The sequence below is a fragment of the Pseudolabrys sp. FHR47 genome, assembly GCF_005153485.1.
In the GTDB taxonomy this organism is placed as follows: Bacteria; Pseudomonadota; Alphaproteobacteria; order Rhizobiales; family Xanthobacteraceae; genus Pseudolabrys.
The window spans coordinates 1,373,784-1,400,077 of the sequence record NZ_CP039740.1; the positions used below are offsets into that span (position 1 = coordinate 1,373,784).

Here is a 26,294-nt window from a genome sequence, read left to right on the forward strand (position 1 = left end):
TCTCGACAGGCTGCGGGGTATGGGTCCCGGGTCTCGCTGACGCTCGCCTGGAACGACGAAAACCAGCCTTTCCGCTACGGAATCCCCCTGCTACATAGCCCGCCATGTCCAAGTCCGAAAAATCGCCCGAAAAAGACTATTCCGAGACCCTGTTCCTGCCGCAGACGGATTTTCCGATGCGCGCCGGCCTGCCGCAGAAGGAGCCCGAACTCCTCAAGAAGTGGCAGGACGAGAAGCTGTACGACCAGCTCCGCGCCACGGCGAAGGGCCGCGCCAAGTTCGTGCTGCATGACGGCCCGCCTTACGCCAACGGCAACATCCATATCGGCCACGCGCTCAACAAGATCCTGAAAGACGTGGTGACGCGCAGCCAGCAGATGCTCGGCTACGACTCGAACTACGTGCCGGGCTGGGACTGTCACGGCCTGCCGATCGAATGGAAGATCGAGGAAGAGAACTACCGCTCCAAGAACAAGCAGAAGCCGAACTTCTCCGAGCCGGCCGCCATGGTGGCGTTCCGCCAGGAGTGCCGCGCCTATGCCGAGAAGTGGCTCGGCATCCAGCGCGAGGAGTTCAAGCGGCTCGGCGTCGAGGGCGACTGGGATCATCCCTATACGACGATGAGCTACCCGGCCGAAGCGCAGATCGCGCGCGAACTGATGAAGTTCGCCGCCAATGGCTTGTTGTATCGCGGCTCGAAGCCAGTGATGTGGTCGGTGGTCGAGAAGACCGCGCTCGCCGAAGCGGAGATCGAGTACGAGGATTACACGAGCGACACGGTCATCGTGGGTTTTCCAGTCAAGGAAGTTCGATCCAATAGAATCGACACCACGCTTCTGCGGCAAGGCGTGCCACTTGAAGCAATTCGGACGTTAGAATTCCCCGAGGCTCTTGTCGGCGCTAAAATTTTGATTTGGACCACGACGCCTTGGACCATTCCCGGAAACCGGGCGATTGCCTATTCAGAGAAATTGCCGGGCGGCTACGCTCTTTGCGAAGTGAAAGCCGCACCCGAAGGAAATTGGCTCAAGGTTGGTGATCGCATCGTTGTTGCGCGAACGCTGGTTGAATCGGTGCAGCAGCAAAGCCGTGTCACCGAACTTGAGATTCTTGGAAAAGTCCCTGAGGCGGTTCTCGCTGGCACCATTTGTGCTCATCCGCTCGCTGCGCTCGGCTACGACTTCCAGGTCCCGCTGCTCGCCGGCGACCACGTCACCGACGACGCCGGCACCGGCTTCGTGCACACCGCGCCGGGTCATGGCCGCGAGGACTTCGAGGTCTGGACCGCCAACACGCGTGCGCTCGAAGCGCGCGGCATCAATCCGGCGATTCCCTACACCGTCGATGAAAACGGCGCGCTGACCGCGCAGGCCCCCGGCTTTGAAGGCAAGCGCGTCATCAACGACAAGGGCGAGAAGGGTGACGCCAACGAAGCTGTGATCAAGGCTTTGGCCGAAGCCGGCAACATCATCGCGCGCGGCCGTCTCAAGCATCAGTATCCGCATTCGTGGCGTTCGAAGAAGCCGATCATCTTCCGCAACACGCCGCAGTGGTTCATTGCGATGGACAAGTCCTTCGTCGGTGCGTCCAGCGTGGCCGCAGTGGCCGCCACCGCGCCGGGCGTCGCGCCGAACGATCAGCGCACCTTGCGCGAACGCGCGCTCGACGCCATCGCCAAGACGCGCTGGGTGCCGCCGCAGGGCGAAAACCGCATCAACGGCATGATCTCCGGCCGCCCGGACTGGGTGATCTCGCGTCAGCGCGCCTGGGGCGTGCCGATCGCAGTGTTCATCAAGGAAAAACCGGACGGCTCGGTGGAGATCCTGCAGGACCCCGAAGTCGAACTGCGCATCGTCGAGGCCTTCGCCAGCGAAGGCGCCGACGCCTGGTACAAGGAAGGCGCGCGCGAGCGCTTCCTCGGGCCCAAGCTCGCTGCCGATAGCTGGAAGAAAGTCGATGACATCTGCGATGTCTGGTTCGACTCCGGTTCGACGCACGCCTTCGTGCTTGAGGACCCGGTGCATTTCCCCCAGCTTGCCGGCATCAAGCGCAAGGTCGATGGCGGCAAGGACGAGGTGATGTACCTCGAGGGCTCGGATCAGCATCGCGGCTGGTTCCATTCCTCTCTGCTGGAGAGTTGCGGCACGCGTGGCCGTGCACCGTTCGATGTCGTGCTGACGCACGGCTTCGTGCTCGACGAGAACGGCCGCAAGATGTCGAAGTCGCTCGGCAATGTCGTCGCGCCGCAGGACGTCATCAAGCAGTCCGGCGCCGATATCCTGCGCATGTGGGTTTGCGCCTCGGACTATGCCGACGATCTGCGCATCGGGCCGGAAATCCTCAAGACCACCGCCGACACCTACCGCAAGCTGCGCAACACCATCCGCTGGATGCTCGGCTCGCTGGCGCATTTCCATGACGACGAGCGCGTCAAATATGACGCCATGCCCGAGCTTGAAAAGCTGATGCTGCACCGTCTGTCCGAGTTGGATGAGACGGTACGCAAGGCTTATGCCGAGTTTGACTACAAGCGCATCTTCGCGGCTTTATCGGCCTTCATGACGTCGGACCTCTCGGCCTTCTATTTCGACATTCGCAAGGACGCTTTGTACTGCGATCCTTATTCATCGGTGACGCGCAAGGCCTCGCTGACCGTCATCGATCATCTGTTCCGCTGCACTGTGACGTGGCTGGCGCCGATGCTGTGCTTCACCGCGGAAGAGTCGTGGCTGTCGCGCTATGGTGCGGGAGCGAAGTCCGTGCATCTCGAAACCTTCCCCGAGGTGCCGGCGGCATGGCGCAACGACAAGCTCGCTGAGAAATGGCGCAAGGTGCGCCAGGTCCGCCGCGTCGTCACCGGCGCGCTCGAAGTCGCGCGCGCCGAAAAGCGCATCGGCTCCTCGCTGGAGGCGCATCCGATCGTGCATGTGTCGAACGGTGAGCTTTACGAGGCGGTGATCGATGTCGATCTCGCCGAAATCTGCATCACCTCGGCGCTGACTTTGGTTACCGACGAGGGACCTTCGAGCGCGTTCCGTCTGCCGGATGTCGCGGGCGTCGCGGTGGTATCGAACCTCGCCGAGGGCACCAAGTGCGCGCGGTCGTGGAAAATTCTGAACACGATCGGCGCCGACCCGGAATACCCGGACGTTTCGCCGCGCGACGCCAAGGCGCTGCGCGAACGGGAGACGATGAAGAAGGCGGCCGGGTAACGCGGCGGCAATCGTTCACTGTCGTCCCCGCGAAAGCGGGGACCCATAGCCACCTTCATTTCGGCTTGTGCTAGGCTTGCAGCCAAGAGGCGCAGGTTTTCAAAACCGCGACACGGCGTATGGGTCCCCGCTTTCGCGGGGACGACCGGTCATGTATCACGTGTACATCCTTGCCAGCCGGCCGTACGGAACGCTCTATATCGGCATTACAAACGATCTCGCCAAAAGGATTGAATTGCACCGACGGGGCTTGGGCTCAAAGTTTGTCAGGGACTATGGCGTCCATCGACTTGTCTATGTCGAGCCTTATGAGCACCCCGAAGACGCAATTCGCCGTGAGAAGCAGCTGAAGAAATGGAATCGCGATTGGAAAATTCGATTGATCGAAGAGGAAAATCTCGAATGGCGCGATCTCAGTCACTTGATCTGAGTGCGTTCGCCGTTCACGGGCCCATTCTTCCTGTCGTCCCCGCGAAGGCGGGGACCCATAACCCCAGGAGTTTCGATGATCACCAGGCAGGTCTTGCCTGTGACTCGCGCTCTGCCAACCTGAGACGGCACAGCGTATGGGTCCCCGCCTTCGCGGGGACGACATCACGATGAACCTCAAACAGTACCTCTTCGGCCCCCTGACGCTGTTCGGTCTTGCCGTGGCCGTCGCGGCGGCGCTCGTGGACCAGGGCTCCAAGCTCTATTTGCTGTTCGTCCACGATCTCGAGGCCAATCCGGTTCGCCTCGCGCCGTTTCTCGATTTCGTGCTGACCCGCAATTACGGCATCAGCTACGGCCTGTTGCAGATGCCGGGCGAGGCCGGCCAATGGCTGCTGGTCGGTTTCAAGGCGGCCGCGGTCGCCTTGCTCTGGGCCTGGCTGGCCAAGGCCGAAAACCGGTTCACGGCGCTGGCGCTGGGGCTGATCATCGGCGGGGCGGCCGGGAATACCGTCGACCGCCTGCTGCACGGCTGGGTGGTCGATTTCGTGTTTTTTCACGTTTCCGGGGCAGGCTGGCGCTTCAACTGGTACGTTTTTAACCTCGCCGACGTGGTCATCGTTGCCGGGGTCGTGGGCCTCCTGTATGAGTCCATCTTCGGGGACCATGCCGTAAAAGCGCCCTGATCCCAAGGCAATAGGCCTGATCGGGTGACCCAAGGGTCCGAAAACGCGCTCAGTTCGGCGTTCATCGAAAGAAGGGGCTAGTTCCATGTCCATGCGCCGCTTCCCCCGCCAGGCCGTGATCGCGGCTAGCATTTTCAGCTTCGTCGTCAGCTTTGCCCTGGCCGCGCCGGCGCGCGCCGATGACAATGGTGACGATCGCCCGTGGGATTCCAGGTTCATCGGCAACATGCTCGAAGGCCTCGGTCTGCAGCCGCAGAACAAGAATGCGATCGTTTATCAGGAGCGCGCGCCGCTCGTCATTCCGCCGAGCACCAATCTGCCGATGCCGGAAAAGTCCGACACGACGATCGCCAATAATCCGGCCTGGCCGAAAGACCCAGACGTCAAGCGCAAGAAGGAAGCCGCCAGGCAGGCCCGCCTCGACGCCTACAAGTCGGCTGACCAGAAGCAGCGCGAGGAACAGCGCGTTCTGAGCCCGAGCGAAATGATGCCCGGCGCCTCGGCCACCAATCGCCCGCCGCGCGTCGCTAACGACCCGAACCGCACCGCCGGCACCTGGTCGGAATCCGGCGACAAGCTGACGCCGTCGCAGCTTGGTTATCGTGGCGGCCTGTTTGGCAACATGTTCGGCGGCAAGGAAGAGGATGTCGCCCGCTTTACCGGCGAGCCGCCGCGCACCGCGCTGACCGATCCGCCGCCCGGCTACCAGACGCCATCGCCGGACCAGCCTTACGGCTCCGGGGCCGACCGCAACGCGGCGCCGAAGGCGACGAACTATCTTGAGTCGAAAGGCTCCGACAATCCCAAGTGACGCAGGCGGGGGCGGCGTCCGACAGGCTTGTCGCGTGTGACGCACCATTCACGCCAACGTCATAGGGTTTGACCCGGTGAAAATTGCAGCCTGTCTTTTCCGCGCCGCCGCCTTGGTTCTGGTCGCGGCGCCCGCTTTCGTGACCGCGGCCGTCGCCGCCGACAAACCTTCGCTCAGCGTTTCGCACTTCAAGCTCGACAACGGGCTCGAACTCGTTGTCATCCCCGACCGCCGCGCGCCGGTCGTGACGCACATGATCTGGTACAAGGTCGGCGCCGCTGACGAGACGCCGGGCAAATCCGGCCTCGCGCATTTCCTCGAGCATCTCCTGTTCAAGGGCACGGCGAAGAATTCGGCCGGCCATTTCTCGTCCGTGGTCGCGCGCATGGGCGGCCAGGAGAACGCTTTCACCTCAAACGACTACACCGGTTACTACCAGCGCGTTCCCGGCGAGAAGCTCAAAGCGGTGATGGACTTCGAAGCCGATCGCATGACGGGCCTCCAACTCACCGACGCGGTGGTGCTCCCCGAGCGCGACGTCATTCTTGAAGAACGCAACCAGCGCATGGAGAACAACCCGCGCGCCCGCCTCGGCGAGCAGATCGACGCCGCGCTGTTCCTCAACTCGCCCTATGGCCGTCCGGTGATCGGCTGGCGTCACGAGATGGAGGGCCTGACGCGCGAGGATGCGATCGCGTTCTACAAGCGCTTCTACGCCCCGAACAATGCCGTGGTCATCGTCGCCGGGGATGTCGATCCACAGCAGGCGTTGACCTTCGCGCGCGAGACCTATGGCCAGATCAAGCCGTTGGCCGGCCTTTTGCCGCGCAACCGTCCGCAGGAGCCGCCGCCCGCCGCAGCGCGGTCGCTCACGCTCGCCGACCCGCGCGTCGAGCAGCCGCTGATGCAACGTGCGTATCTCGTGCCGTCATTCCGTCTGGGCAAGGCCGGCGAGACCGAGGCGCTTGAAGTGCTGGCCCATGTGCTCGGCACGGGCTCGAACAGCCGGCTCTACCAGGCGCTGGTCGTCGATAAGCCTGTCGCGGTCAGCGCTGGCGCCTACTACGACTCGTCCGCTTACGACATGGCGAAATTCACAGTCTATGGCGTGCCGGCCCGTGGTGTCAGCCTGAGCGAATTCGAAGCCGCCGCCGATGCCGTTATTGCCGACGTCGTTGCGAACGGTATTACGGCAGACGAAGTCGAGCGCTCCAAGTCGCGGCTAATCGCCGACGCGGTCTACGCCCAGGACAATCAGGCCACCATGGCGCGCTGGTACGGCCAGGCCTTGATGAGCGGCGCCACGGTCGAAGACGTGCAGAAATGGCCGGACCGCATCCGCGCCGTGACCGCCGCGCAGGTGCAGGATGCCGCGCGCGCCTGGCTCGACAAGCGCCGCTCGGTGACCGGCTATCTCGTCAAGGACGAGGCAGCGGCCGCCGCCGGCAAGGCCGAGCGGGTTCAACCGGTCAGCGCCGAGGGAAAGCGGTCATGAAGCGCATCATCGCTGCCGTCGCGGGCGCCGTTGTTGTCGCGCTCGTCGGCATGACGCCGGCCGGCGCTGTGACGATCGAGCCGATCGTCAGCCCCAAGGGCATCAAGGCCTGGCTGGTGCGCGAGAAGACGGTGCCGCTGGTCGCCATGAGCTACGCGTTTGCCGGTGGTTCGGTGCAGGATCTGGCCGAGAAGGCCGGCACGGCCAATCTGGTCGCCAGCACGCTCGATGAAGGCGCCGGCGAACTCGACAGCAAGGCATTCCAGGACCGGGTGGAGCGCCGCGCCATCGAATTGTCGTTCAGCGCCACGCGTGACCAGTTCTACGGCTCGCTGCGTGTGCTCAATGACAACCGCGACGAGGCCTTCGACCTGTTGCGTCTCGCTTTGTCGCAGCCGCGTTTCGATGCCGATGCGGTCGAGCGCGTGCGTGCGCAGCAGATTTCCGCCCTGCGCCGTGACACCACCAACCCGAACAATATCGCCAGCCGCGCCTGGTGGAGCACCGCGTTTCCGGATCATCCCTATGGCCGCGACACCAAGGGCTCGCTCGACAGCGTGGCGCGGATCACGATCGCCGATCTGCGCGACTACACGCGCCGGGTGTTCGCGCGGAACGATCTGACGGTCTCCATCGTCGGCGACATCGACGCCAAGGCCGCCGGCGAACTGATCGACAAGGCATTCGGTTCGCTACCGGAGAAAAACGACCTGAGGCCGGTGCCGCTGGCCACGCCCGCGGGCCTCGGCCGCCGCATCGTCGCTGAAGTGGACGTGCCACAGGCGGTCATCACTTTTGGCGGCGTCGGCATCCAGCGCAACGATCCGGACTTCATGGCGGCATACATCGTCAACCACATCCTCGGCGGTGGCACCTTCTCCTCGCGGCTCTACAGGGAAGTGCGCGAGAAGCGCGGCCTGGCCTATGGCGTGTCGGAGAGCCTCGTCTGGTTTAAATCCGCCGCGCTGTTTATCGGCGGCACCGCGACGCGCGCCGATCGCACGGCGGAGACGTTGTCAATCATCGAAGCCGAGACCAAACGCATGGCGGATGAGGGCCCGACCGCCGATGAGCTCGCCGCTGCCAAGGATTATCTCAAGGGCGCTTATCCACTGTCGCTCGACACTTCATCGAAGATCGCCGGGCAGTTGACCCAGATTCAACTCGACAATCTCGGCATCGACTACATCGACCGCCGCGCCGCCATGATCGATGCCGTCACGCTCGACGACGCCAAACGCGTCGCCAAGCGCCTGTTCGGCGGCGGCATGCTGGTGACGGTCGCCGGCCGGCCGAAGGGACTGGTTTCGTCGACGCAGTGAACAAATGCGCGATGTGAGCGTTATAGTTCCATAATTTTCCAGCAGTCTCACCATCATGCCTCTCATCCAGTCCATCGATAGCGCGCTTCACGACAATATCGGCCAGCACGGCGTGTCGGCCGACGCCCTCGACGGCGCCCTCGAACGCGCCGAAGGCGCGCTCGACTGGCTGCGCGCCCAACACGCCGAAGGCGGTCTGCCGCTGCTCAATCTTGCCGGCATGACATCCGATCTGCCGGACTTGCGCGACACCGCCCGCGCACTCGCGGACCGCGCCACCGATATCGTGCTGCTCGGCACCGGCGGCTCGTCGCTCGGCGGCCAGGCGCTGGCCCAGCTTGCCGGTCACATGGTGCCAGGCGTCGATGCGTTACGCGCCGGGCCGCGGCTGCATTTCATGGACAATCTCGACCCCGATTCCTTCGGCGCGCTGCTTTCGCACCTCCCGCTGCAGACGTCGCGTTTCGTCTCGATCTCCAAGTCCGGAGGCACCGGCGAGACCTTGATGCAGACCATCGCCGTGCTGTCGGCACTGCATGAGGCGAGCCTCGGGCCCCGCATTCCCGATATCTTCCTCGGCCTCACCGAGCCGGCCAAGCCCGGCAAGAAGAACGGCCTGCGCGATCTGCTCGGCCAGTACAAGGTGCCGATGCTCGATCATCACACCGGCGTTGGCGGCCGTTTCTCGGTGCTGACCAATGTCGGTCTGCTGCCGGCGGCGATGCTGGGCCTCGACGTGGTTGCGGTGCGCGCCGGCGCGGCGCTGGCGCTCAAGCCGGTGCTGGAGAAGAAGAAGGCGAAGGACGTGCCGGCCGCCGTCGGTGCCGCTCTGTCGGTGGCGCTCAGCGAGACCAAGAACAAGAGCGTCAGCGTCGTCATGGCCTATGCCGACCGGCTCGAGCGCTTCACGCACTGGTATGTGCAGCTCTGGGCCGAAAGCCTCGGCAAGGACGGCAAGGGCACGACGCCGATCGGCGCGCTCGGCCCCGTCGACCAGCACAGCCAGTTGCAGCTTTTCATCGCCGGGCCGCGCGACAAGCTGTTCACCGTCATCACCACCGATCGCGCCGGCAAGGGCCCACGCATGGACAGGGAATTGTCGAAGGTCGCGGGCGAGGCAGGCTTCGGCGGCAAATCGATCGGCGATCTGGTCGCTGCGCAGGGCCGCGCCACGGCAGAGACCCTCGCGAAGAACGATTGCCCGGTGCGCACGATCCATCTCCCGGAGATCGACGAGGAGAGCATGGGCGAACTGCTCATGCATTTCATGCTCGAAACCATCATCGCCGCGCATTTGCTGGGCGTCGATGCCTTCGACCAGCCGGCGGTGGAAGAGGGCAAGGTGCTGGCGAAGAAGTATTTGACCCAGTAATTGTCGTCGCCCGCGAAGGCGGGCGATCCAGTAAACTCGGTGTATACTGGATGCCCCGCCTTCGCGGGGCATGACGAGCGGGAAATGCATCAGGTCACCTCCACCATCTCCATCGACGACTCCGAGCTTGAGGAAAGCTTCGTGCGTGCCTCCGGCCCGGGCGGGCAGAACGTCAACAAGGTGTCGTCGGCGGTGCAACTTCGCTTCGACGCCCGGCGCTCGCCGTCGCTGCCGAACGATGTCGCCATCCGCCTGATGAAGCTCGCCGGCTCCCGGCTGACCAAGGACGGCGTCATCGTCATCGTGGCGCAGGAATACCGCGACCAGTCGCGCAACCGCGCCGAAGCCCGCGAGCGGCTGTTCGAGATGATCCGCCAGGCGGCGGTGAAGCCCACGGTGCGGCGCGAAACCAAGGTGCCGAAATCCGAGAAGAAAAAGCGCGTCGAGGGCAAGAAGCGCCGCAGCGAGATCAAGGCCGGGCGGGGGAAGAAGGGGTGGCACTGAGGGCGGGATAACGGGCAAAGCCGGGTGTGCCGCCTCGCGGGCGGCGCTTTCCATGGCTAAATTTCCGGGCGAATCGTCTGAAAGCCCGAACATGCCCGTCCGCCAGCTCTCCGAGGCCGTCGTCAACCGCATCGCCGCCGGCGAGGTGGTCGAGCGCCCGGCCAGCGTCGTCAAAGAACTGGTCGAGAACGCGCTCGATGCCGGCGCGCGCCGCATCGACGTGCTGACCGATGGCGGCGGACGGCGGCTGATCCGTGTCACCGACGACGGCGCCGGCATGACGCGTGCCGATCTCGATCTCTGCGTCGAGCGCCATGCCACCTCCAAGCTCGACGGCGATGATCTGCTCGCCATCCACACGCTCGGCTTTCGCGGCGAGGCTCTGCCTTCAATTGGATCTGTGGCGCGGCTCACCATCACCACGCGCCACTTGAGCGAGCCGCATGCCTGGTGCCTGACGGTTGACGCGGGCGAGAAGTCCGAGATCAAGCCGGCGGCGCTCAGCCAAGGCAGCACGATAGAAGTGCGCGACCTGTTTTATGCGACGCCGGCGCGGCTGAAGTTTCTCAAGACCGATCGCAGCGAAGGCGAGGCGGTGCGCGAGGTGGTGCGGCGGCTGGCGATGAGCCGGCCGGATGTCACCTTCACGCTGGCGGGCGAGGACCGTGCGCCGGTGACATGGAGCGCCGCCGGCGAGGAAGAGCCATTGACGCGGCTCGGCGACGTGCTGGGCGCCGACTTCCGCGCCAATGCCATTGCCATTGAGGCTGAGCGCGACGGCGTGCGTGTCGAAGGTTTCGCCGGGCTACCGACCTTGTCACGCGCCAACTCGCTCGGCCAATACATGTTCGTCAACGGCCGGCCGGTACGCGACAAGCTGCTCGCCGGCGCGGTGCGCGGCGCCTATGCCGATTACCTGCCGCGCGATCGTCACCCGGTGCTGGCTTTGTTCGTCACGCTGCCGACCAGCGAAGTCGACGTGAACGTGCATCCGGCCAAGACCGAAGTGCGCTTCCGCGATCAAGGTCTGGTGCGCGGGCTGATCGTCAGCGCACTCAAGCATGCGCTGGTGCGCGAGGGCCAGCGCGCGGCCTCGACCGGCGGCGGCGCCACCGTCGCCGCGTTCCGCCCGGTGACAATGGCTCGTCGCGCGCCTTATGACTGGCGCAATTCGCCGTTGCGGCCGACGCCGTGGTCGCCGACGCATGGCAATGTCGCGCTCGGCTTCGAAGAGGTGGCGCAAGCGGCCTTCGACGTCGGTGCGCCGTCGGCGGATGCGCGGGTCGAAAGCTTCGCGCCGGCGGCCGAACTGATCGAGCAGCCGCTGGGCGCGGCGCGAACGCAGATCCACGAGACCTATATCGTGTCGCAGACCCGCGACGGCCTCGTCATTGTCGATCAGCACGCCGCGCATGAGCGAATTGTCTATGAACGAATGAAGGCGGCGCTGGATAAAAACGGCATCGCTCGGCAGATTTTGCTGATCCCCGAGATCGTCGAACTCGACGAGGACGACGCGGCGCGGCTCGTCGCGCGTGCTGCGGACCTTGAGCGCTTTGGCCTGGTGCTCGAAGCCTTCGGGCCCGGCGCGGTAGCCGTGCGAGAAACCCCGTCGCTGCTCGGCGACGTCGATGTTCGGGGCCTCGTCACGGATCTCGCCGAGCACATGGCGGAGTGGGACGATTCATTGCCGTTGGAACGGCGGCTGCTGCACGTCTCGGCAACCATGGCCTGTCATGGCTCGGTACGGGCCGGTCGCCGGCTCAAGCCCGACGAGATGAACGCCTTGCTGCGCGAGATGGAAACAACGCCGAATTCCGGCCAGTGCAATCACGGCCGCCCCACCTACGTTGAATTGAAGCTCGGGGACATCGAGAGGTTGTTCGGGCGACGCTGACCCCTGCAAATATAAATACACCGCTTATTGGAATCGCCGCCGAACGGCGATAGTTTCCCGTCGGCTGAATTATCAGGGGGCTTTCATGAAATCGATGTTTGGTTTGGCGCTGCTCGGCCTCGTCACCGCGGTGACGCCGTCGTTCGCCCAGGACAATACCAAAGTGCTCGGCAACTATGTCGTCACCGGCACCGAGACTGACGGCAGCAAGTATGATGGAGAGGGAACGCTGGCCGTCACCATGGATAAGAGCGGTGCGCTCGAATTGAAGTGGGATGGCGGCAAATATGTCGGCATCGGCCAGGTCGAAGGCAATAAGCTGTTCGTCGGCTCGGCCGCCGAAGGCAAGGTCGTCATCATGGTCATGGATATCAAGCCGGACGGCTCGCTCGAAGGCAAATGGTGGCGCCGCACCGACGCCGGCACCAAGGGCACCGAGGTGTGGAAGAAGAAGTAGGCTCGGGGCGGCGCGCTAAAGGTGACGCAGGAAGATCAATTCCGAGTCGTCATACGCCCGCCGCTCCAACTCCTCGAAACCCTCGGGCGCGACGAACTTCGCGCTGGTTGCTTCCTCGACGACAACCAGCGCACCCTTCGTCAACCAGCCGCCGTTGCGGGCCGAGGCGAGCGCCTTTTCGGCGAGGCCCTTACCGTAAGGCGGATCGAGGAAGGCGAGTGTGAACGGCTCGAGCGGATGGGCCGGGCCGAGCTTGGTGGCGTCGCGGCGGAAGATGCGGCTGGTGCCGCCAAGGCCGAGCTGCTCGGTGTTGTTGCGCAACAAGGAGCGCGCCTCGACGCCGTCATCGACGAACAGCACATAGGCTGCTCCACGAGACAAAGCCTCGATGCCGAGCGCGCCGGTGCCGGCGAATAGATCGAGCACCCGCGCGCCTTCCACCGGATTGCCGTAGCCATGCGTCAGGATGTTGAACAGCGACTCGCGCAGGCGATCGGCGGTCGGGCGCAGCCCTTCGCCTTTCGGCCCGGCGATGGGACGCGAGCGCAAGCGGCCGCCGACGACTCTCATTTGCTGTTTCTCGGATAGGCGGGGCGGGGCCCGCTCTTGGACCGGTCGCGGCGCGGACGCTTCTTCTGTTGTGAGCGCGGCTCCTTCTCGCGGCCCCAGGCGGTCACCTCTTCGCGCTGCCGCGGCGCAGGAGCCTCTCGTCGCGGCGCCATGTTGCGCTTGCGCGGCATGCGCTCGTCATCGCTCACCAGCGGCGCCGAGAAGTCGGCGCCAGATTGCTCCACGATTTTCTCGCCGAGTTCGGCGCGGAGGGCCGCGGTCTCGACTTCCTTGACCTCGCCCTCGGGCAGATCGCCGAGCATGAAGGGGCCGTAGGAGACGCGGATTAAGCGGTTGACGCGCAGGCCGAGCGACTCCAGCACCTTGCGCACTTCGCGGTTCTTGCCTTCTCTAATGGCGAAAGACAGCCACGCATTGGCACCCTGCTGGCGTTCGAGCAGAGCCTCGATGGCGCCGTAGTGGACGCCGTCGATGGTGATGCCATCGCGCAGTTTGTCGAGCGTCGGCTGATCGATGCGGCCATTGGCGCGCACGCGGTAGCGGCGCAGCCAAGCCGTGGCCGGCAGTTCGAGCGTTCGCGCGAGCCCTCCGTCATTGGTCAGCAGCAGCAGTCCCTCGGTGTTCATGTCGAGGCGGCCGATGCTGATGAGCCGCGGTAGTTTCTTCGGCAACGCGCCGAAAATGGTCGGACGGCCTTCGGGGTCGGAATGCGTCGTCACCAGCCCGCGCGGCTTGTTGTAAAGGAACAGCCGGGTGCGCTCGCGGCGCGGCATTGGCGTGCCGTCAATCACGATGCGGTCGGCGGCGGTGACGTTGAGCGCCGGCGAGGTAATGACCTGGCCGTTGACCGAGACGCGGCCCTGCTCGATCCAGACCTCGGCCTCGCGGCGGGAGGCGAGCCCCGCGCGGGCCATGACCTTGGCGATGCGCTCGCCGCTGCTGGGTTTGTCGCTCATTTGTCTCCGCCGTGATGCCCGGCTATGAGGGCGTTTATGGCATCACCTTCGTTCATGCAACTCGCCCTCGAGGAGGCCCGCGCCGCGGCCGCGCGTGGCGAGGTGCCGATCGGCTGCGTCATCGTCCGGGACGGCGAGGTGGTGGCGCGCGCCGGTAACCGGACGCTCGCCGACAAGGACCCGACGGGGCATGCCGAGTTGATCGCCATCCGGGTGGCGGCGGCTAAAATCGGCACAGAGAGGCTGACCGGCTGCGATCTCTATGTGACACTCGAGCCCTGCACCATGTGCGCGGCGGCTTTGTCCTTCGCCCGCATCAGACGGCTCTATTTCGGTGCCAGCGACCCGAAGGGCGGGGCGGTGGAGAGTGGCGTGCGCTTTTTCGACAGCCCCGCCTGCCACCACAGACCGGAGGTCTATGGCGGCATTGGTGAGGCCGAATGTGCTGCGCTGTTACGGGAGTTCTTCGCGGCGCGGCGCTGACTCGCGCGCGCAATAGGAGGGCGCCTCAGACTCTGATGTCGATGAGGCGGCCGGGATCGAGCGACAAGGAGTCCTGTGTCGCCTCGCTGTCGTTGTCGCCGTCGGATGTGTCGACGTGCTTGGCGAGCGACCGCTCGCCCTCACGATCCTGCGGTTGCCTGCGTTGCTGTAGGGTGCCGGCAAAAGGCGAGATGCCGCGGATTCCGATACTGGAGTCCGTCATGGATATCCTCCTGTCGCGGTTAAGATACGCAAACCCGCCTGAAGGAACCGCGGACAAAACCGCTCGGATACCTGTAAAATGATTTGTTTATTTGAAGTTGTTTATTCGCCTGCGCCGGCCTGACGCGCGAATTCCCAGGCCTTGTCGGCCAGCGGCCGGATCATTTCGGCCCTGGCTGGGGCGTGATCCGATGTTGCGGTGCCGTCGCGGACGCGGCCGATGATGCCCTGCAGGATCGCGGCGATACGGAAGAAGTTGTAGGCGAGGTAGATATCGAGGTGCGGCCGCGGGTCGAGCCCGGTGCGCGCCACATAATCGTCGACATAATCGGCCATCGACGGAATACCGAGCGCGCCGAGATCGTGGCCGTGCAATGTTGCGGTGCCGGCGGCGCTTTCGCTCGGCGGCATGTGCCAGGCCATGAGGTGATAGGTGAAATCGGCGAGCGGATCGCCGAGCGTCGACAATTCCCAGTCGAGCACTGCGATAATCGATGGTGAATCTCTGGCAATGATCAGATTGTCGATGCGGAAATCGCCATGCACCAGCCGCGGCGAACCGGCCGGCGGAATGTGGCGCGGCAGCCACTCGATGAGCTTTTCCATCGGCTCAATCGTCTCGGTCTGCGAGGCGCGGTATTGCTTCGACCAGCGCTCAACCTGCCGCGCGACATAGTTCTCGCCCTTGCCGTAGTCGGCAAGGCCGATCTCCGCCGGCTCGAACGCATGCAGCCGCGCGATGGTGTCGTTCATGGAATCGTACACCGCGGCGCGCTCGGCCGGGTCGGAGCCGGGCATCGACGGCTCCCAGAACACGCGGCCGTCGGCGAAGCTCATGACATAGAACGCTGTACCGGCGACGCTCTCGTCGGCGCAATAGACGAGCGGCTCGGCGACCGGAAAGTCCTGCGCATGAAGCGCGCCGATGACGCGATACTCGCGGTCCACCGCATGCGCCGACGGCAGCAATTTGCCCGGCGGCTTGCGGCGCAGCACGTAACGCCGCGCCGGTGTCTCCAGAAGATAAGTCGGGTTCGATTGGCCGCCCTTGAACTGCCGCGCCGTCAGCGGCCCGGCAAAGCCGTCGATATGCCTGGCGAGATAATCGGCGAGCCGCGCCTCGTCCAGGCGCAGCGCGGCCGGCGCTTCCTTGGTGCCGGAGAAGGCTTGCTGGCGATTGATCGACATAACGTGCCGTCCCTCAGGCTTGGAAGAAGGCGAGCAGCGCCGCCGCCGTTTCGTCCGGATTTTCTTCGGGCAGGAAATGTCCCGATGCGATGGCGCGGCCTTCGACCCTGGTCGCCCAGCGCCGCCAGACGTCGAGCGGGCCGGCGGTCTGGCCGGGAAAGCCACCCGAGCCCCACAGTGCCAGCATCGGACAGTCGATGTTGCGACCGGCAGCGCGGTCGGCTTCGTCATGGGCAAGGTCGGTGGTCGCGCCGGCGCGGTAGTCCTCGCAGAAGGCGCGGATGTGCACGGGTTGCGACGCCGACGCGCGATAATGAGCGAGCGCCGCGGGATCGAAGGCGGAAAGGTCCTTGGCCAAGGTCCAGCTCGCCAACGTGCGTTCGAGATAGAAGGCCGGCTCGTGGGCGATCAGCTTCTCCGGCAGCGGCGCCGGCTGCGCCAGAAACATCCAGTGATAGGTCTTGAGCGCCAGTTTATAATCCATCGCCCGCCACATCTCGACGGTCGGCATGATGTCGAGCGTTGCAAGGCGTTCGACGCAGGCCGGATGATCGAGCGTCAGGCGATAGGCGACACGGCCGCCGCGATCATGGCCGGCGAGACGAAAGCGTGTGTGGCCGAGCGCGGCCATGAGTTCGACCATGCCCTTCGCCATCGAGCGCTTGTCATAGGGCGTGTGGTTCTCGTTAGGCTCGGGCGCGGCGGACGCGCCATAGCCGGGCAGGTCGGCCATGACCAGGGTGAAATGGTCCTTCAGCTTCGGCGCGACGCGATGCCATAGGACGTGCGTCTGCGGATAGCCATGCAGCAGCAGAAGCGGCGGCCCGTTGCCGCCGAAGCGCGCGAACAATCGCCCCGCAGAGGTGTCGATCTCGCGCGCGGAAAATCCTGGGAACAGATCGGCAAGTTCCGGCATGACGAGGTTCTCCCTGCAACGGGACATCCTATCCCGTTGGCAAGGTCGCCGTCACGATGTCGTGCCCAAGCGGCAAGGCCCGATGTTTCGGGCCTTGCCGCTGGCAGGGATGAGATCAGTTGCCGGCGTAGTCCGCCGGGCTGCCTTCGCGGACGAGTTCGCCGCGGATGAACGGGTCGGGATCAGCACCGATCACCTGGCCGTTAAGCACGACGAACTGCGACACCGGGCTATAGGCATAGGCGGCTTCCGCAGCGGTGTAAGCCCGCGGCATGGTCGATGCATTGTTGTTACGCGAGTGCTTCGACGCAGCGAGGGCAGGCGACGCAGCGACAGCGGCGAGAACGCCGGCGATGAAAATCTTCTTCATAGTTCAACTCCAGTAGCTTGCCCTTGCAGCACAGCTAGGGAGGAGCCACTCGAAGGCGAGCCCGCGCGAACGCATGCGTGGCATGCACTCGGACATTTATGCGGCGTTTATGTGCTTACTTCTCGCGCGCGATGGCCTGCCAGCCGATGTCGCGGCGGCAGAAGCCTTCAGGCCAGTCAATCCTATCAACGGCTTCGTAGGCCCGTGCTTGCGCCTCGGCCACGGTCTTGCCGCGCGCGCAGACATTAAGAACGCGTCCGCCATTGGCGACGATGTTGTCGCCCTCGGCTTTGGTGCCGGCGTGAAAGATCTCGACGCCGTCGATCTCGGCCGCGGCGTCGAGGCCCTTGATCACGGTGCCCTTGGCATAGCTGCCCGGATAACCTTTCGCGGCCATCACCACGGTGAGCGCGGCGTCGCCGTACCAGCGCAGGTCGAAATTCTTGAGTTGTCCGTCGCGCGCGGCGATCAGCGCCGGCAGAATGTCTGACATCATGCGCAGCATGATGACCTGCGTTTCCGGATCGCCGAAGCGCACATTGTATTCGATGAGCTGCGGCCCATCCTTGGTGATCATGAGGCCGGCGAACAGCACGCCCTTGAACGGCGTGCCGGCTTTCTTCAGCGCGGCCACCGTCGGCAGCACGATCTCGTCCATCACGCGCTTGTTCATTGCTTCGGTCATCACCGGTGCCGGCGAATAGGCACCCATGCCGCCGGTGTTGGGCCCCTTGTCGCCGTCATAGGCGCGCTTGTGGTCTTGCGCCGAGGCGAGCTGCAGCGCGGTGTCGCCGTCGCACAACGCGAAGAACGAGGCTTCTTCGCCGATGAGGCAATCCTCCACGACCACCTCCGCCATGTCGCCGAGGCCACCGGAGAAGATCATGTCGATGGCGGCTTCGGCGTCGTCGACGGTCGATGCGACAACGACGCCCTTGCCGGCGGCGAGACCGTCGGCCTTGACCACGATCGGCGCGCCTTGCCGGCGGACATAGGCCTTGGCGGCGGCGCCGTCGGTGAAGCGCTCATAGGCGGCGGTCGGAATGTTGTTGGCCTTGCACAGGTCCTTGGTGAAGCCCTTGGAGCCTTCGAGCTGCGCGGCGGCCCTGGCCGGGCCGAAGGTCTTGATGCCGGCGGCTTCGAGATCGTCGACGATGCCGGCGACCAGCGGCACTTCCGGGCCAACCACGACGAAGTCGATTTTCGCGTTCTTGCAAAAGGCGATCACGGCCGGATGATCGGCGATGTCGAGCGCGACGCATGTCGCCTCCTGCGCGATGCCGGCATTGCCGGGGGCGCAGTAGAGCTTGGTCGTCAGCGGGCTGGCGGCGATCTTCCAGGCCAGCGCGTGCTCGCGGCCGCCGGAACCGAGAATGAGGATGTTCATGGCGCTGCCCTGTCCGATACCGCCCCGGCCTTAGCGGGCGGAACCGGCGGGGACAAGTCCCGGGGCCAGGGGTATCGACAGGGACGTAGCGTTTTCGAGCGAAGCAGGTACCGGTTCGCGTGAAGAAAACGCCTCAAAAAAGAAGCGCTAGTCGTCCGAGTGCACGAAATGCGGGTGAGCGGTGCGCTCCTCGACGTGGTGCACATAGTCCTGGAGGGTCTCGTAATCGTGCATGCTGCCGATGCCGTTGAAGCGCAATTCGGTGCCGCAGGTCGGGCAGCGGACGCGGTCGCCGTGGACCACGCGCTGCAGGCGCTCGTGGAATGTGGTCCGGCAGTCGCCGCAGCGGACCCGCACCCGGATGTTCTCGGCCTGATGTTCCAGCGGATTGGTCATGATGTCGCTCCCGGGGCCATTCTCGTCCGGGAAGATTGACGGGACCTTATGGGGATCGCGGCCGGGGCGCTATTCCGGCGCAGGGCTGGAGCGCGTATATCGAATGCGATGCCGAGCCCCCGAATCCCTCCCGAGAGCCGCGCCGAGGCGCCCGCGTCCAATCTGACCGAATGGACCGTCTCGGAACTGTCCGCCGCGCTCAAGCGCACGGTGGAGGACGCCTATGGCTTCGTCCGGGTGCGCGGCGAGGTCTCAGGCTTCAGGGGGGCCTCGCCCTCCGGGCACTGCTATTTCCGCCTCAAGGACGACCGCGCCGTCATCGAGGGCGTGATCTGGAAGGGCGTCTACGGCCGGATGCGGGTCAAGCCCGAGGAGGGCCTCGACGTCATCGCCACCGGCAAGCTCACGACCTTCCCAGGCTCGTCGAAATACCAGATCGTCATCGACAGCCTCGAGCCGGCCGGCGTCGGCGCGCTGATGAAGCTGCTCGAGGAGCGCAAGAAGAAGCTCGCCGCCGAGGGCCTGTTCGACGAGGCGCGCAAGCAGCTCATCCCTTTTCTGCCCGAGGTGATCGGCGTCGTCACCTCGCCGACCGGCGCCGTGATCCGCGACATCCTGCACCGGCTGTCCGACCGCTTTCCGCGCCATGTGCTGGTGTGGCCGGTGCGGGTACAGGGCGAAGCGTCGGCGGCGGAAGTCGCCGCCGCCATCGAAGGCTTCAATAACCTGCCCGAGGGTGGCGCCATTCCGCGTCCCGATCTCATCATCGTCGCGCGCGGTGGCGGGTCGCTGGAAGACCTGTGGTCGTTCAACGAGGAGATCGTGGTGCGTGCTGCGGCCGCGAGCATGATCCCGCTGATCTCGGCGGTCGGCCACGAGACCGACGTGACCTTGATTGATTTTGCCTCCGACAAGCGCGCGCCGACGCCGACCGCGGCGGCCGAGATGGCGGTGCCGGTGCGCGTCGAGTTGCTGCAGACGCTGAATGGGCTCGCCTCGCGCAATCTGGCGTGCATGCAGCGCGGCATGGAGCGGCTCAAGCGCGAACTGACGATGCTGTCGCGCGCGCTGCCGAAGGACATTCTCGCCGAGCCGCGCCAGCGCCTCGATACGCTCGCCGAGCGGTTGCCGCGGGCACTGCGTGCCAATGCGCATGTGCATCACACGCAGTACACCCGCGTTGCCACGCGGCTGGCGCCGCAGCTTCTGATCAATACCTTCGAGCGTCGCAAGGAGCGCTACACCAGTCTCAATCAGCGCCTCAAGGCCAGTTTGCTGGCGAACGCGCAGGCCCACCATGCGCGCATCGAACGCGCGCGGGAACGCGTCACCGCCTTCGGCGAGCGCTCGCGCCGCGCGACTTTGGCGCTGCTGAAGCTGCATCACACCCGCATCGAGCGAGCCGAACGGCTGCTCGCGGCGTTCTCCTATCGCGAGGTGCTCAAGCGTGGCTTCGCGCTGGTCCGCGACGAGGCGGGCCAGCCGGTGCGTGCCGCGGCGCAAGTCGTGGCCGGCGCCGCGCTGGATATCGAATTCGCCGATGGCCGCTTGGCCGTCACCGCAGGAGGCGCATCGGTCGTGATGCGCGAGACGGTCGTTACGGAGACCACCGTGGTTGAAGTTGTGCCCAAGCCGCCGTCAAAACCGAAGAAATCGCGCGACGAGGGCGGCGGCGGGCAGGGCAGTTTGTTCGGCTAATCTCTTCGTCATGGCCGGGCTTGTCCCGGCCATCCACGCCTTTCTTGAGTTTGAAAGCAAGACGTGGATGCCCGGCACAAGGCCGGGCATGACGGAGCAAGAGTGAGCGGTCCGAGATTGACTAATACTTCACGCTCGCGAACACCCGCACGCTGGCGCCCGGCATCAGCACTTCGGCCTTGTTGTATGAGGCGGCGTTGCGGATGTCGCGGTTCAGGAGGTTGGTGCCGCTGATGCCGACGGTGAATTCGCTGAGCTGATCGAAGCGCGGCCTGGCGTTCTTCCAGTTGTAGCTCACCTCGGCACGCAAATCGTCATAGGCGCCGGTCGCCGTATCCGCGATCGGTGCGACTTTGTTCTGCGCGAAGGCGTGGATCAGCTTCACGCGGGCGAACCAGTTGGCGTCGCGCCAGTAGACGCCGCCGCCGAGGCGCACCGGCGGGATGCGCGGCACGTTGGTGCCGTCGGTGAAGGTGGCGCGCACCACGTCGAACTGGTTCTCGATGCCGAACAGGCCGGAGCCGAGCGGCAGGATGTCCCATTGGCTCTGGAATTCGCCGCCGCGGAAGGTGGCGTCGGCCTGTGAGTAGATCGCCTCGTTGAGTTCGCCGGCGCCCGTGCAGTCTCCCGCCTCGTCGCAGGTATTGCCGGTGAGGCGGCGATAGATGAAGCCCGAAAAGCGCGTGTAGTAGATCGAAGCATCGAAACGGAACGGCCCCTTGGCGCGGCGCAGCCCGAGTTCGATCGATTGCGCCGCCTCGATGCCGAGGTTGACATTGCCCTTGTCGAAGGTGGTGGTGGCGTCGTGCACGCCGCCGGAATACAGCTCGGCGGGTTTCGGCGCGCGCTCGACATATTGCGCGGTCAGGCTGGCGGTCATGTCGAGCGGCACCTCGCGCAGGATGCCGAAGCTGATGCTCTTCGGCGTGAAATCGCGTGACGCCGCGGTCTGCGTCAGGGTGCCGACGGCGTCGAAGGTGCGGCCGGTGCCGTCGAGCGCGACATGCTCGATCCGCCCTGCGATCTGGAGTTTCGTCAACTCATTCAGCTTGAACTCATTGAACATGTAGCCGGCGATGCGATTGTTGGTGTTGCGGTCCCACAGGCCAATGCCGCCGGGCGCCGGTGCGTCGAGCATCTGGTGGCCGCCCTGCACGCCGATCGCGGTGGTGAGCGAAGCAAAGCGCAGATCGAACGGCGCCAGTTGCGCCTCGACGCGGCCTTCCTGCTCCTTGTTGATGAAGGTCTGCTGGATGCCCGTGCTGCTGAAGTCGGCCGGATCGGACAGGCCGATCTCGTTGTGCTTGTAGTCGGTGAAGCCGCCCCAGAAGCGGATAGCGTCGACGACGGACGACGGCGCACGCCATTCGCCCTTGGTGAGGATCTTGGTCTGCCTTGCCTCGATGCGGGTCTGATTGCTCTCCGGCTCGGCGCCGGGAATGTGATAGAGCGCGCTGTTCGTGGTGATCGCGGCGCCGATGAAGCCGTCGTTGAAGATATACGAGCCGCCGAGTGCCTGGCCGCTATTGTGCATCTTCGAATTGGTCTGCGTGCCGTTGAAGCCGCCGGGCTGTGTCGCATTCGGCAGGTCGGCCGGGTTGGGCGCGGTCAAATAGGGATAGGACGGCACCTTGTAGTCGCTGGCGCGGCGGCTAAAGCCGTCGGCATGGAGCGCGAAATTGCCGGTGCCGGCGTCGAGCAGCACCGCGCCGTCGGCGCCTTTGTCGACCGAGGAGAAGCCGGCGCGGAATTCGGTCGAGACCGGGCGCGGCGGGATGAAGGTCGGGATGCGGTTATTGTCGGCCTCGACCACGCCGCCGATCGCCTGCGAGCCGAAGCGCAAGGTCGCCGGGCCGCGGATGACCTCGACGCGCTCGGTGGTAAGCGGATCGACCGGGACGAAATGATCCTCGCCGAGATCGGAGGCGCCGTTGGCACCGATGCCGTTCTCCTGAATGCGGACGCGGTTGACGTCGAGGCCGCGGATGATCGGCCGGCTGGAGACGCCGGGCGCGAATTGCGAGCCGGTGATGCCGGGCTTGTCGAACAGCAGGTCGCCCAGGGTCGCGGCGCCGCTGCGGCGGATTTCCCCGTTCTCGATCACCGTGACCGGGGCGAACTGGTCCGTCACGACGGGCAGGGTCCCCTGCAGGGAATCAGTGGTGGCCGGCGTGGCTCGTTGGATCGGGCTGGGCGCGGTCACCGTGACCTGCGGCAGCGTCACCGTCTGCGCCGTTGAAGCCGTAGCCGCCGTTAGAACCGAAAAAGACACAGCTAGCCGCAGGCTGCGGCGGAACCGAAGCGACATGGAAAACCCCGAGAATGTATGAGGGAGAGCACCCGTCGCGGCCGCAGGATCGGCATCATGCGCCGCACCCGCGATCCGTAACCGACCCATCCCGGTCAATATGTTATATTATAACATTACGCAGATGCTCTCGAGTCAAGCCACTTGGGCCGGTTTGCCGGAAAAGCCTTCGCGAGGTGTCGCCGTGCGGCCACAGCGAGAAACGCGGAGCGTGGCCAATTTCAGGAAAATGCCGTTGGCTGGCGGGTTTCGCTGGGTGGGAGAAGCGATTATCTTGGACCCATTCCCGCGCCGTGCCTTTGGAGACTGCCCTTTGCTCAACCGTTTCGATCCCAGCCAGCCGTCCCATGGCGAGGCCGAGGTCAAATATCTCGATGGTGATTTTCGCGTGGTGCGTCCCGGCGGCTTCGTGCGCTGCGCGGTCACCGGCGCGCCGATCGCGATTGACGAACTGAAATACTGGAGCGTTGACCGCCAAGAGGCCTACGCCACGCCGGAGGCGGTGCTGCAGCGCTATCGCGAGACGCCGCGGTCTTAAGCCAGCGCCCGCGCCAGCAGCGCCCGCAAAGCGTCGCTTTCCCCGACCACCATCGTCACCGGCAATACATGCGCCTTCGCCGCCAGCGCCGCGAGGGCCGGATCGCCGGCCATGCGTGCACGGTCCTTCTCCGTGGTCAGCAATGACAGGCCGTCGTGTTCGGCGTTCATCACCAGTTCGGCAGCCTCTTCGGCGCTGAAGCGGTGGTGATCGGCGAAGGCGCGGCGCTCTGCGATGGCGATGCCGGCCTGCTCGGCGGTGGCGAAGAACTTGTCTGGATCGCCGATACCGGCAAATGCCAAAACCTTCCGCGCGTGCAATGAAGACACCGCAGTCGGCTCTGGCGTGAGACGGCCATGCAGCACCGGCCGCGCTCCGGCGCGCGCGACGACGGCACGGGCGCCATCGAACTCCCCGACGACCAGCAGCACATCGCACCGCGTCATCTGGATGTTGAGCGGTGCGCGCAAGGGTCCCGCCGGAAACACCAGTCCATTGCCGATGCCGCGCCGGCCATCGACCACGGCGATGGTCAGCGTCTTGGCCAGCGACGGGTTCTGCAAGCCATCATCCATGACGATGACGCTCGCGCCCATCGCCTTGGCGCAAGCGGCGCCGAGCACGCGGTCGCGCGCCACGATTGTCGGCGCCGCGCGTGCCAGCAGCAGCGCCTCGTCGCCGACATCACCGGCGCTGTCTTTCTCATGATCGACGCGATGGGGCCCTTCGATCGAGCCGCCATAGCCGCGCGTCAGAAAGAACGGCGTCGCCCCCAACTCCCGCAGTAAAGCCGCCAGCATCAACGCCGTCGGCGTCTTGCCGGTGCCGCCGAGCGTGAAATTGCCGACGCAGATCACCGGAAGTCCGGCGAGCGCGCCGCGCCGTGTCATGCGACGCTCAGTGATGATGCCATAGGCCGCGCCCAGCGGCGCCAGCAGGCTCGAGACGAGCCCGGGTGGACGCCACCAGAAGGCGGGCTCACGCATGGTCGCCTCGCCCGCGCAGCATCAGATGCATCAGATAAGGATCGAGCGACTGCAGCGTGCGCGCCAGCGCGCCGCCGAGCGCATCGACGGTGCGGCGCGCCGCGGTGGTCACGCTCTTGCGCGTTTCATCGCTCGCCAGCAGCGCGGCGAAGGCGGCGGTGAGGTGGTTGGCGTCTTCGACGTGTTCGGCGCCGTGGGCGCCGTCGAGGGCGTCGTAGATGTCGGCGAAATTCCAGACATGCGGGCCGTGCAGGATCGCGGCTCCTAACTTGGCCGGCTCGATCGGATTCTGTCCGCCATGCTCGACCAGCGAGCCGCCGACGAACACCGCTTCCGCCAGCCGATAGATCAGGCCGAGTTCGCCCATCGTATCCGCGACATAGATCTCCGTCGTGGCAGTGAGCGGCTCGCCGAGCGAACGCTGCGCCGCGCTCAGCCCGGCCTCGCGCGCGAGGTTCATGATTTCTTCGCCGCGCTCCGGATGGCGCGGCGCGATTAAGGTCAGCAGGCCGGGGAAATTGCCGCGGAGCCGAAGATGCGCCTCGATCATCGGGGCGTCTTCGCCCGGATGGGTCGAGGCCGCTGCGATCAGCGGCCGGTTGCCGATGGCATCGCCGAGCGCCTGCAGTTTTGCGGCATCGGCCGGCGGCGCCGGTACGTCGAGCTTGAGGTTGCCGGTGGTGACGACGCGCGGCGCGCCGAGTTCGGTCAGGCGCAGCGCATCGGTCGGGGTGCCGGCGAGGCAGAGATCGAAGCGGCGCAGCAGGTTGAAGATGGTTCGCGGCAGGCGCTGCCAGCGATTGAACGAGGCTTCCGACATACGGCCATTGATGAGGATCATCGGCACGCCGCGCTGCGATGTCTCGATAACCATGTTCGGCCACAGATCGGACTCGACGAGCAGCGCCAGGTCGGGCCGCCAGCGATCGAGGAAGCGACGCATATACAGTGGCGCATCGAGCGGTACGAATTGATGGATGACGCCAGGCGGCAGCCGGCGTCCCGCCATCTCGGCCGATGTCACCGTGCCTGACGTCACAAGTATGTTGACGCCCTGGGCGGCGATCCGCTCGATCAATGGCAGCGCACTGACGAGTTCACCGACGCTGGCGCCATGCAGCCAGACCAGCGCACCTGGCGGACGTTCAAGCTTGCTGCGGCCATAGCGCTCGCCGAGGCGATCGCTGACTTCCTTGCCGCGCTTCAAACGGCGCGCCAGCAGCACCGGCGCCAGCGGCGTCGCCAGCCGCGAGAGCACGCGGTAGGTATGCAACACCAGGCTGAGATGCGTGCTGCTCATGTCGGCAGGCCCTTTGCCGACGTAACCTTGGCCGCAATGTCTCCGAGCTGCGGCATCGGCGGCACCGGCTTGCCATCGGCGATGGCATAGGCGCGCTCGGTCATTGTATTCAGGGCGGCCTCGATTTCCTTCCGTTTGGACTCGAGCAACGCATCGTCGGCATCGGCTGGCACGAGGAACGGACCGCAGCCACAGAAGGCGATGCGCGAAAACGGCAGATTGATGGCGCTCTTGTCCCAGTTGTCGAGTTCGATGCGCCGGGACGATGCGATGGCGATCGGATAGATAGGGCGGCCGGAATGCTGCGCCAGTTTGATCACGCCCATGCCGCAGACGCGCGATACCTTCGGCACGTCGGCGGTGAGTGCGACATTGTAGCCTTCGGCCAGCGCGTCGCGCATGGCGGTAAAGGCGACGGTGCCGCCCTTGCGGTGAAACTCGCCGTTATGCGCTCCGGAGCCGCGAATGGTCTCGATGCCGAGTTTCTCGGCGGCGCGGGCATTGATCTCGCCGTCGCGGTGCCGCGAGATCAGCACCTTGGTGCGATGGCTTTCGTTCTTGCGCTTGATGAAGGGCGCGAGGAAATGCTGACCGTGCCAGAAGGCGATGATCGCCGGCGTCTCGACTTCCTCGTACATGTAAGGCGGGTCGCGCACGATGCGGCTGGTGGCCCACACCAGGCGCAGATAGTTCGCGGCGATCGATCCCGCGGCGGACTGAAACGCGGCCGATGCAACGATCCGCTTCGTCAATGGCATCGGTTGCTCGTCGCTCGTCTCGGAAAAGGGGCG

The 26,294-nt window shown here is 65.2% G+C and carries 25 protein-coding genes; 13 read left to right on the top strand and 12 right to left on the bottom strand.

The annotated features are described in order from the left end of the window. The first annotated feature begins 104 nt into the window (after window positions 1–104). From ileS to E8Q40_RS06890, 10 genes are all read left to right on the top strand, one after another. Window positions 105–3,212, top strand: a complete 3,108-nt coding sequence (ileS, locus tag E8Q40_RS06845) for an isoleucine--tRNA ligase (protein ID WP_137043670.1) — start codon at window positions 105–107, stop codon at window positions 3,210–3,212. Between the two features lie 151 nt (window positions 3,213–3,363). Then, a complete protein-coding gene (locus E8Q40_RS06850) occupies window positions 3,364–3,642 on the top strand; it encodes a GIY-YIG nuclease family protein (protein WP_137043671.1) in 279 nt (92 codons plus the stop codon). Window positions 3,643–3,811: 169 nt separating this feature from the next. Beyond that, a complete protein-coding gene (gene lspA / locus E8Q40_RS06855) occupies window positions 3,812–4,327 on the top strand; it encodes a signal peptidase II (RefSeq protein WP_246663020.1) in 516 nt (171 codons plus the stop codon). Between the two features lie 85 nt (window positions 4,328–4,412). Continuing rightward, window positions 4,413–5,138 carry a hypothetical protein gene (locus tag E8Q40_RS06860; protein ID WP_137043673.1) on the top strand — a complete coding sequence of 242 codons (726 nt, stop codon included), beginning with the start codon at window positions 4,413–4,415 and terminating at the stop codon, window positions 5,136–5,138. Window positions 5,139–5,214: 76 nt separating this feature from the next. After that, on the top strand, window positions 5,215–6,633 hold the full coding sequence (locus E8Q40_RS06865; protein WP_137043674.1) for a pitrilysin family protein: 1,419 nt from the start codon (window positions 5,215–5,217) through the stop codon (window positions 6,631–6,633). Then, entirely contained in the window at window positions 6,630–7,955 is a 1,326-nt protein-coding gene (locus E8Q40_RS06870; RefSeq protein WP_137043675.1) for a pitrilysin family protein, read from the top strand. The genes E8Q40_RS06865 and E8Q40_RS06870 overlap by 4 nt, the downstream gene beginning before the upstream one ends. Before the next feature lie 55 nt (window positions 7,956–8,010). Then, window positions 8,011–9,327: a glucose-6-phosphate isomerase gene (locus tag E8Q40_RS06875; RefSeq protein WP_137043676.1), complete on the top strand. Its 1,317-nt coding sequence runs from the start codon at window positions 8,011–8,013 to the stop codon at window positions 9,325–9,327. An 84-nt stretch (window positions 9,328–9,411) separates the two neighbouring features. Next, entirely contained in the window at window positions 9,412–9,831 is a 420-nt protein-coding gene (gene arfB / locus E8Q40_RS06880; RefSeq protein ID WP_137043677.1) for an alternative ribosome rescue aminoacyl-tRNA hydrolase ArfB, read from the top strand. Window positions 9,832–9,922: 91 nt separating this feature from the next. Beyond that, the gene (gene mutL / locus E8Q40_RS06885) at window positions 9,923–11,728 is read left to right on the top strand and encodes a DNA mismatch repair endonuclease MutL (RefSeq protein ID WP_137043678.1); all 1,806 of its coding nucleotides are present in this window, start codon (window positions 9,923–9,925) and stop codon (window positions 11,726–11,728) included. An 85-nt stretch (window positions 11,729–11,813) separates the two neighbouring features. Next, window positions 11,814–12,185 carry a hypothetical protein gene (locus E8Q40_RS06890; RefSeq protein WP_137043679.1) on the top strand — a complete coding sequence of 124 codons (372 nt, stop codon included), beginning with the start codon at window positions 11,814–11,816 and terminating at the stop codon, window positions 12,183–12,185. Between the two features lie 15 nt (window positions 12,186–12,200). Here E8Q40_RS06890 and rsmD read toward each other — a convergent pair whose 3' ends face one another. Then, window positions 12,201–12,755, bottom strand: a complete 555-nt coding sequence (rsmD, locus tag E8Q40_RS06895; protein ID WP_137043680.1) for a 16S rRNA (guanine(966)-N(2))-methyltransferase RsmD — start codon at window positions 12,753–12,755, stop codon at window positions 12,201–12,203. Beyond that, entirely contained in the window at window positions 12,752–13,711 is a 960-nt protein-coding gene (locus tag E8Q40_RS06900) for a pseudouridine synthase (protein ID WP_137043681.1), read from the bottom strand. The genes rsmD and E8Q40_RS06900 overlap by 4 nt, the downstream gene beginning before the upstream one ends. A gap of 36 nt (window positions 13,712–13,747) precedes the next feature. Between E8Q40_RS06900 and E8Q40_RS06905 the strand changes: the two genes are divergently transcribed. Next, complete coding sequence (locus E8Q40_RS06905) at window positions 13,748–14,194, top strand: nucleoside deaminase (RefSeq protein ID WP_137043682.1); 447 nt, start codon at window positions 13,748–13,750, stop codon at window positions 14,192–14,194. A 25-nt stretch (window positions 14,195–14,219) separates the two neighbouring features. On the opposite strand, the gene E8Q40_RS06910 is transcribed toward E8Q40_RS06905, so the two are convergent. The 6 genes from E8Q40_RS06910 to E8Q40_RS06935 form a co-directional block, all read right to left on the bottom strand. Next, complete coding sequence (locus E8Q40_RS06910) at window positions 14,220–14,417, bottom strand: hypothetical protein (protein ID WP_137043683.1); 198 nt, start codon at window positions 14,415–14,417, stop codon at window positions 14,220–14,222. A gap of 101 nt (window positions 14,418–14,518) precedes the next feature. After that, entirely contained in the window at window positions 14,519–15,604 is a 1,086-nt protein-coding gene (locus E8Q40_RS06915) for a phosphotransferase family protein (protein ID WP_137043684.1), read from the bottom strand. Between the two features lie 13 nt (window positions 15,605–15,617). After that, the gene (locus E8Q40_RS06920) at window positions 15,618–16,520 is read right to left on the bottom strand and encodes an alpha/beta fold hydrolase (RefSeq protein ID WP_137043685.1); all 903 of its coding nucleotides are present in this window, start codon (window positions 16,518–16,520) and stop codon (window positions 15,618–15,620) included. A 115-nt stretch (window positions 16,521–16,635) separates the two neighbouring features. Further along, window positions 16,636–16,890 carry a hypothetical protein gene (locus E8Q40_RS06925; protein WP_137043686.1) on the bottom strand — a complete coding sequence of 85 codons (255 nt, stop codon included), beginning with the start codon at window positions 16,888–16,890 and terminating at the stop codon, window positions 16,636–16,638. Between the two features lie 115 nt (window positions 16,891–17,005). Then, window positions 17,006–18,277: a phosphoribosylamine--glycine ligase gene (purD, locus tag E8Q40_RS06930; RefSeq protein ID WP_137043687.1), complete on the bottom strand. Its 1,272-nt coding sequence runs from the start codon at window positions 18,275–18,277 to the stop codon at window positions 17,006–17,008. Window positions 18,278–18,424: 147 nt separating this feature from the next. After that, complete coding sequence (locus E8Q40_RS06935) at window positions 18,425–18,673, bottom strand: zinc ribbon domain-containing protein (RefSeq protein ID WP_137043688.1); 249 nt, start codon at window positions 18,671–18,673, stop codon at window positions 18,425–18,427. Window positions 18,674–18,781: 108 nt separating this feature from the next. Here E8Q40_RS06935 and xseA point away from each other — a divergent pair, with 108 nt between their 5' ends. Beyond that, complete coding sequence (gene xseA, locus E8Q40_RS06940) at window positions 18,782–20,371, top strand: exodeoxyribonuclease VII large subunit (protein ID WP_137043689.1); 1,590 nt, start codon at window positions 18,782–18,784, stop codon at window positions 20,369–20,371. A gap of 121 nt (window positions 20,372–20,492) precedes the next feature. Here xseA and E8Q40_RS06945 read toward each other — a convergent pair whose 3' ends face one another. Continuing rightward, entirely contained in the window at window positions 20,493–22,679 is a 2,187-nt protein-coding gene (locus E8Q40_RS06945) for a TonB-dependent receptor (RefSeq protein WP_137043690.1), read from the bottom strand. A 313-nt stretch (window positions 22,680–22,992) separates the two neighbouring features. Here E8Q40_RS06945 and E8Q40_RS06950 point away from each other — a divergent pair, with 313 nt between their 5' ends. Next, window positions 22,993–23,217, top strand: coding sequence for a DUF2093 domain-containing protein (locus tag E8Q40_RS06950; RefSeq protein ID WP_137043691.1), 225 nt, complete (start codon window positions 22,993–22,995; stop codon window positions 23,215–23,217). Here the strand turns inward: E8Q40_RS06950 and lpxK are convergent. Genes lpxK through E8Q40_RS06965 form a run of 3 tightly spaced genes read right to left on the bottom strand, consistent with a single transcriptional unit; the run spans window position 23,214 to window position 26,261 of the window. Continuing rightward, window positions 23,214–24,203 (bottom strand): tetraacyldisaccharide 4'-kinase, encoded by a 990-nt coding sequence (gene lpxK / locus E8Q40_RS06955; RefSeq protein WP_137043692.1) that lies wholly within the window; start codon window positions 24,201–24,203, stop codon window positions 23,214–23,216. The two genes, E8Q40_RS06950 and lpxK, sit on opposite strands and share 4 nt — an antisense overlap. Then, complete coding sequence (locus tag E8Q40_RS06960) at window positions 24,196–25,503, bottom strand: 3-deoxy-D-manno-octulosonic acid transferase (protein WP_137043693.1); 1,308 nt, start codon at window positions 25,501–25,503, stop codon at window positions 24,196–24,198. Before E8Q40_RS06960 ends, lpxK begins: the two co-directional genes overlap by 8 nt. Then, window positions 25,500–26,261, bottom strand: coding sequence for a lysophospholipid acyltransferase family protein (locus E8Q40_RS06965; RefSeq protein WP_137043694.1), 762 nt, complete (start codon window positions 26,259–26,261; stop codon window positions 25,500–25,502). Before E8Q40_RS06965 ends, E8Q40_RS06960 begins: the two co-directional genes overlap by 4 nt. Between the last annotated feature and the right edge of the window lie 33 nt (window positions 26,262–26,294).